The 5751-nt window shown below is 60.4% G+C and carries 5 protein-coding genes and 1 other RNA gene; all 6 read right to left on the bottom strand.

Features of this window, described 5'->3' with window-relative positions; all coding sequences use genetic code 11:
• On the bottom strand, positions 1 to 1153 hold a 1153-nt coding region (locus ACILRN_RS15395; protein WP_395689773.1), incomplete at its 3' end, for an MFS transporter.
• Positions 1154 to 1164: 11 nt separating this feature from the next.
• On the bottom strand, positions 1165 to 2097 hold the full coding sequence (locus ACILRN_RS15390; RefSeq protein WP_395689771.1) for a CehA/McbA family metallohydrolase: 933 nt from the start codon (positions 2095 to 2097) through the stop codon (positions 1165 to 1167).
• A gap of 21 nt (positions 2098 to 2118) precedes the next feature.
• Positions 2119 to 4005: a potassium transporter Kup gene (locus ACILRN_RS15385; protein ID WP_395689769.1), complete on the bottom strand. Its 1887-nt coding sequence runs from the start codon at positions 4003 to 4005 to the stop codon at positions 2119 to 2121.
• A 45-nt stretch (positions 4006 to 4050) separates the two neighbouring features.
• Positions 4051 to 4995, bottom strand: a complete 945-nt coding sequence (gene mepA / locus ACILRN_RS15380; protein ID WP_395689767.1) for a penicillin-insensitive murein endopeptidase — start codon at positions 4993 to 4995, stop codon at positions 4051 to 4053.
• 8 nt (positions 4996 to 5003) lie between these two features.
• Positions 5004 to 5489, bottom strand: coding sequence for an SspB family protein (locus ACILRN_RS15375; protein ID WP_395689765.1), 486 nt, complete (start codon positions 5487 to 5489; stop codon positions 5004 to 5006).
• Positions 5490 to 5592: 103 nt separating this feature from the next.
• Positions 5593 to 5751, bottom strand: a transfer-messenger RNA (tmRNA) gene (gene ssrA, locus ACILRN_RS15370); the annotation flags it as partial.

Raw genomic sequence — 5751 nt, 5'->3', positions numbered from 1 at the left:
AGAGGGCGAGCATGCACAGGCACGACCCCAGTGCCGCCACACCAGCTGCGAGCAGCGACGTCTCGGGCGTAGCCACATCAAGCAGAAGCGCCATGAGCAGTGGCGCTGCGGCATTGAGTATAAGGTTCGGCGCAGCCACGAGCCCCAGTATTTCGCCATAGCCGCGTGGCCCAAACAACATCAGGGGAACGGCGCCCTTGGCAATCGTGACAAGACCGTTTGATGCGCCATAAAGCAGGGCAAAGGTGAGTGCTCCGGCCCAGGAGAATTGCAGTAGGGCAAACATGCCAATGGCTGCAGGGAGCAATCCGAAGGCGGTAAGTCCAAGCGCCAGCGGGCTCAAATGTCGGCCAAGCAGGATGTCACCCAGTCGGGCGGCTACTTGAGATGGGCCGATCAGCGCCGCGAGGACGACAGCAGCCTCCCCCTGAAATCCCAGCCTGTCGAACAGTGGAACGACGTGTGCGGAGATGGCCGAGAAAACCAGTCCATTGAGGGCTACGGCGGCCGCGAACAGCAGTATGACCTGTCGCTTTCGTTGGCCTGGCTTCTGAAATGGAGCGTCATGGGCAGCCGGGTCGCCATGTGAATCCCCGCTTGCGCCACGTAACATGACCCAGTGGATTGGAAGGCAGATGAACAGATGGAGGGCCGCGAAGACCAGAAACGTGTCGGACCAGCCAATCGAGAGTGACAGGAAGTGGCTGAGCGGCCAGAAGACGGTGGAAGCCAATCCGCCGAACAAAGTCAGATACGATATGGCCCGCCTTGCACCGAAGCCAATAATCTGTGTGAGACTGGCAAAGGCAGCATCATAGGTGGCAAAGCGCATGGCAAATCCCAGCAGGAGCCAGCCTGCAACGTAGGTCTCCGGCCTGGGAACCGACCCGATGACGGCAAGCCCCGCTGCTGCGAGAACGGATCCGGCGATCATCACCGGCCGTCCGCCGATGCGGTCGGTCAGGCGGCCAGTCCAATGTGAAATCAGTCCGCTCAGCAGCAGTGACACCGAGAACGCCCCGAAGATCAGGGTCTGCGACCAACCCGTGGCTGCCGCAATGTCCTGGGACAAGGCCCCGAGCGCGTAATAGGTTGTGCCCCAGCCGATGATCTGAGTGACCCCGAGTGAGCAGATGACAAGCCAGAGCGGCACTCGAATGGCACCTAGGCGAGCTCGTCCCACCAGATGGGATTGCTCCATGCACGGCAGCCCGCCTGATCGATCACCACCACCCGGAACCATGGGCTTGGCCGTCGCATGAGCCAGCCTTGCTCGAGCTTGCGAAGGTCGAAACTGGCCTCCGTGATGGCGCGGCCGTTGCGCACGGCCGAGCGCGAGTTGCCGCAGATCACGGTTATCGTATCGGCCGGTGAGCAGGAAATCGAGATATCACGGCCGGTCAGGTCAATGGCGTGGATTTGCGGTCCCATGCTGGAATAATACTGGCCCAGCTTGAGCGCAGTGAGCAGGGCGTCTGGATCGAGGCTTTGAGCCTTGACGTGGACCCAGCCTCCGAAGTGGTCCGGCGTTTTGAAGTGGGCGTCATCTGTGGCAAATGCAGAGAGGCGCTTGCCGCCGGTCAGCATCTGATCAAGCAGATACCAGCCATCGCCACGGTCGTTTTCTATGGCACAGCCATGATTGTAGATCTCAACTGCATGGGCAGAAGCGATGGTCATCCCGTCCTCCAGCGTGAGCTGCGACCATGCAGGATGAGCGATTCCGATGAAGGCGCCGGCCTCGCGGGCGCGCTGCGCAACCGCGGCGCCGGTCTCGCCCCGATGGTTGCGCGGAAAGTCAAGCGGCAGGCCAGCAGCGACGATGTGCCAGAGTTCTCCGACGCTTGTCTCGGGTGCGTGCAGTTCTGCTCCCAGAAGCGTGGTGAAGCTGTTGGAGCGGAAGGCGCGTGTATCCGCGATCGGAAAGTCAAAATGCTCGATGAAATGTTCCGACAACTGCATGAAGTCGTAGCCGGCCTTCTTGTAGGCCTCGATCACTGCAGCCGGTTCAAGTGCGCCATCTGAGAGATTAGAATGCGTGTGCAGGTTGCCGCGCCAGAAGCGGCCTGGTGTTGAAAAAGGTGCGAGCAGGGTCATGGCTGGAAACTTCTCGGTTGATCAGATGCTCATCTGCATTCCCAGCTCGACAACCCGGTCAGGTGGAATGCGGAAGAACTCGATGGCTCGCGACGACTGGTTGGCCATCATGATGAAGATGCGCTGCTGCCAATAGGGCAGGGAGGACCGCGCCGACATGCGGATCACCCGGCGGCCGAGAAAATAAGACGCCTGACGCGGGTCGATCTCGAGTCCGAACGGCGCGCATGCTCGCAACGCCTTGGGCACATCCGGCTGCTCCATGTAGCCGAAGCGAGCCTCCACCAGCCAGGCGCCAAGCGGCAGACGTTTCACCGAGACGCGCTCCTCGGTTTCGATGCGCGGTTCGCTGGTTGTCTCTGCGGTGATGAACACCAACCGGTCATGCAGCACGCGGTTGTGTTTCAGGTTATGCATCAGAGCACTTGGTGCGTAGAGCGGATCTGTCTGCAGAAAGACGGCAGCGCCTGCCACCCGCGTGGGCTGGCGACGCTCAAGGCTTTCGAGCAGCGGCACGAGTTCAACCGACTCTTTCCTCAGCTTGTCGGTCAGCGCCCGGCGGCCGCGCATCCAGGTGACCATCAGCAGGATGATGCTGGAGCCGAGCAGAACTGGCATGTAGCCCCCGTCATTGAGCTTGAGCCCGTTGGCGGCGAGGAAGGTTGCTTCGATGGCGAAGATCAGCACGAGGGCCGGCAGAACGATAATTCGGGGCAGGTTGCGTGATTTCCAGAAGAAAATCATTGCCAGGATCGTGTCGACGACCATCGAGGTGTTCACCGCTATGCCGTAGGCGGCTGCGAGATTGCTCGAGGACTGGAAGACGAGCACGAGTATGATGACGCCCACCAGCAACAACCAGTTGATCTGGCCCACATAGATCTGGCCATGGGCAGTTTCGCTGGTGTGGGTGATCCCCATGCGGGGAAACAGGCCGAGTGCCATGGCCTGCTGGGCGATGGAAAAGGCGCCGGTGATGACTGCCTGAGAGGCGATGACGGTGACTGCCGTTGCCAGCAGCACCAACGGGATGACCAGCCAGCCCTCGACCATCAGGAAGAACGGATTGCTGACCGCTTGTGGGTGCGAAATGATGAAGGCGCCCTGGCCAAGATAGTTGAGGATCAGGCCGGGAAACACCACCATGAGCCATGCCAGGCGGATCGGTTTGGCACCGAAGTGTCCCATGTCGGCATAGAGCGCCTCACCCCCGGTGACGGCAAGGAACACGCCGCCGAACACCAGCAGGGCAAGCCCTGGCTGCTCAATCAGCATGGCAAAGCCGTAGACTGGGTTGAAGGCATGGAAGATGCCGAGGTCATCGCTGATATGCGAGAGGCCCATGATACCGAGAGTGGCAAACCAGATAGCCGTCACCGGGGCAAACAATGAGGCCACTCCGGCGGTGCCTTTGTACTGGAAAAGAAAAAGACTGATGAGGATGGCAAGCGTAAGCGGCACGACGAAGGGATCGAAACCCTCGTTGACGACCTTGAGACCTTCGACAGCCGAAAGCACCGACATGGCAGGGGTGATCATCGCGTCGCCGAAAAAGAAGGCGGCTCCAATCATGCCCAGCGCAAGGACAAAGCCACCCTTCTTGTGAAACAGGGTTTCAACCAGAACTACAAGCGACAGGATCCCGCCCTCGCCACGGTTGTCGGCCCGCATGAGGAACACGACATACTTGAGTGTGACGATGAGGATGAGCGCCCAGATCAGAAGCGAGGCAACGCCGAGCACCGCAGCACGTAGGTCCCCGCCGTTTTCGACCACCGGATGGAGTGCCTCGCGCATGGCGTAGAGAGGACTCGTGCCAATATCGCCGAACACCACGCCGATCGAGGCGAAAGCCAGCTTGAAGGTCGTCTTGGACGAGCCATTCGGAACGGCAGTATCAGCTTGCATGGACGGGCGCCCGGGGCGCTGCTCCCAGTCTCTGTTGCTCGGCGGCTATTCGGCCGTCACGACGGCGCGGCATTCAGCAGGAAGTCCTGCCACTGTCAAGGGCGGAGGGGGTTTGACGGGTTTGGCTGGCTTTTTGCTTGGGGGTGGTTTTTCGATGCGCTTCCAGGGCGCGTTTCCAAGCCAGTAGGCAAGCTCTTCGCCGCAGCCCGTGCCATCCTTGGGCCGGGCTTCTGGCTGGTTCTTACAGTTGGGGTCGTCTGCGGGGCACCGAAGGCGAATATGGAAGTGGTAGTTATGGCCGTAATAGGGACGGATCTTTGCAAGCCAGTTGCCCTGGCCTTTTGCCCATTTGCAGAGTTCGGCCTTGATCGGCGGATGAACGAAGATCCGCGCCACCTCCGGATAGGATGCAGCACGCTTGATCAGCCGCGCGTGCGCCGTGGTCCAGACGTCTGGGTCGATCGACTTGCGATCCTTCACCACAATCGTCGGCTTGACGTTTTCGCGTTCCTTGCCGTCGAGCCTGCGCTTGGGCATCTGGGTGAGCCAGATATCGGCGTCGAGGCCGACCTGATGGCTCGCATGGCCAGACGGCATGGGTCCGCCGCGTGGTTGCGACAGGTCACCGACGAGCAGACCGTTCCAGCCATCCTGTTCTTTTGCCTCCCGGGCCAGTTTCTCGACGAGGGCCACGAGTTGAGGTTGTCCCCAGTAGCGGTTGCGCGAGAGCCTGATGACCTGCCATGCCTCGCCGTCAACCGGCAACGCCTTGCCGCCTGACATGCAGCCGCGAGAATAGAAGCCGATGGCGCGGGGCTTGAGGCTCTGCGTTGGCTTTGCCTGTGCGCTGAAGACAGTCTTGGCGGGCAGTTTCATCAACTCCTTTTCGCTGAGTGCAGCCAGCGCGCGGGTGTCGCTCGTCTGCTGAGCGGATACAACTGAGATGGGGGCGAGCATCAGCACAGCTGCAAGAAGCGCACGCTTGATCATTTCGAAGCTCATTTCTTCCGGAATTGATCGAGCGAGACGACCTTTGGGGCCTCGCCAGCAGCGGGAATGTCGGCCGGTTTTGCTTCGCTGGTGGCAGGGGTGACAACTGCGGTGTCAACCTCGCGCGGACGGATGGGGGATTGCACCTCAAACTGTAACCCGAACTGCACGGCAGGATCCATGAAACCCTTTACGGCGTCGAATGGCACGACGAGATGTTCAGGCACATTGTCGAACGACAACTCGACTTCGAAACGGTCCTCGAGTACGCGCAGGTTCCAGAACTGATGCTGGAGAACGATAGTCATTTCACGCGGATAACGCTCTGCCAGTTTCTGAGAGATCTGCACGCCCGGGTGGCGGGTGAGGAAGGCCACGTAGAAATGATGCTCTCCGGGCAGTCCCGAGTTTTCAGCCACGCGCAAAGCCTCCCGAACCACTCCTTTCAGGGCGTTCTGGGCCAGCAGGTCATAGCGCATCAGGTCTTCAGGCATTCTCGATTCCGGCATGGTTGGCTTGCGCCTAACATAGCCCGGCGCAAGTGGCAAAGCCAGACGCGCCGCATCGACGGGGAGATGGAAACCGGGAAAGTGTTAAAGTGCCGGCTTCTGTTGCCAGGTGCCGGCGAACCCCGCCTTGAGCGGCTAAGCCCAAGGACTTTGATTTCGGTGCTCAGACTGCCTTAGGCAGCCACTGCAACCGGAGCATAGTTGTCGTTGGCAACTATATGTTTAGCCCGATAACGTCGGTACCATC

Origin of the sequence: Aestuariivirga sp., from assembly GCF_044238155.1 — a bacterium.
Taxonomy (GTDB): Bacteria; Pseudomonadota; Alphaproteobacteria; order Rhizobiales; family Aestuariivirgaceae; genus Aestuariivirga.
The sequence above is the reverse complement of the archived record's forward strand: the minus strand, read 5'-3'. Positions and strand labels throughout refer to the sequence as shown.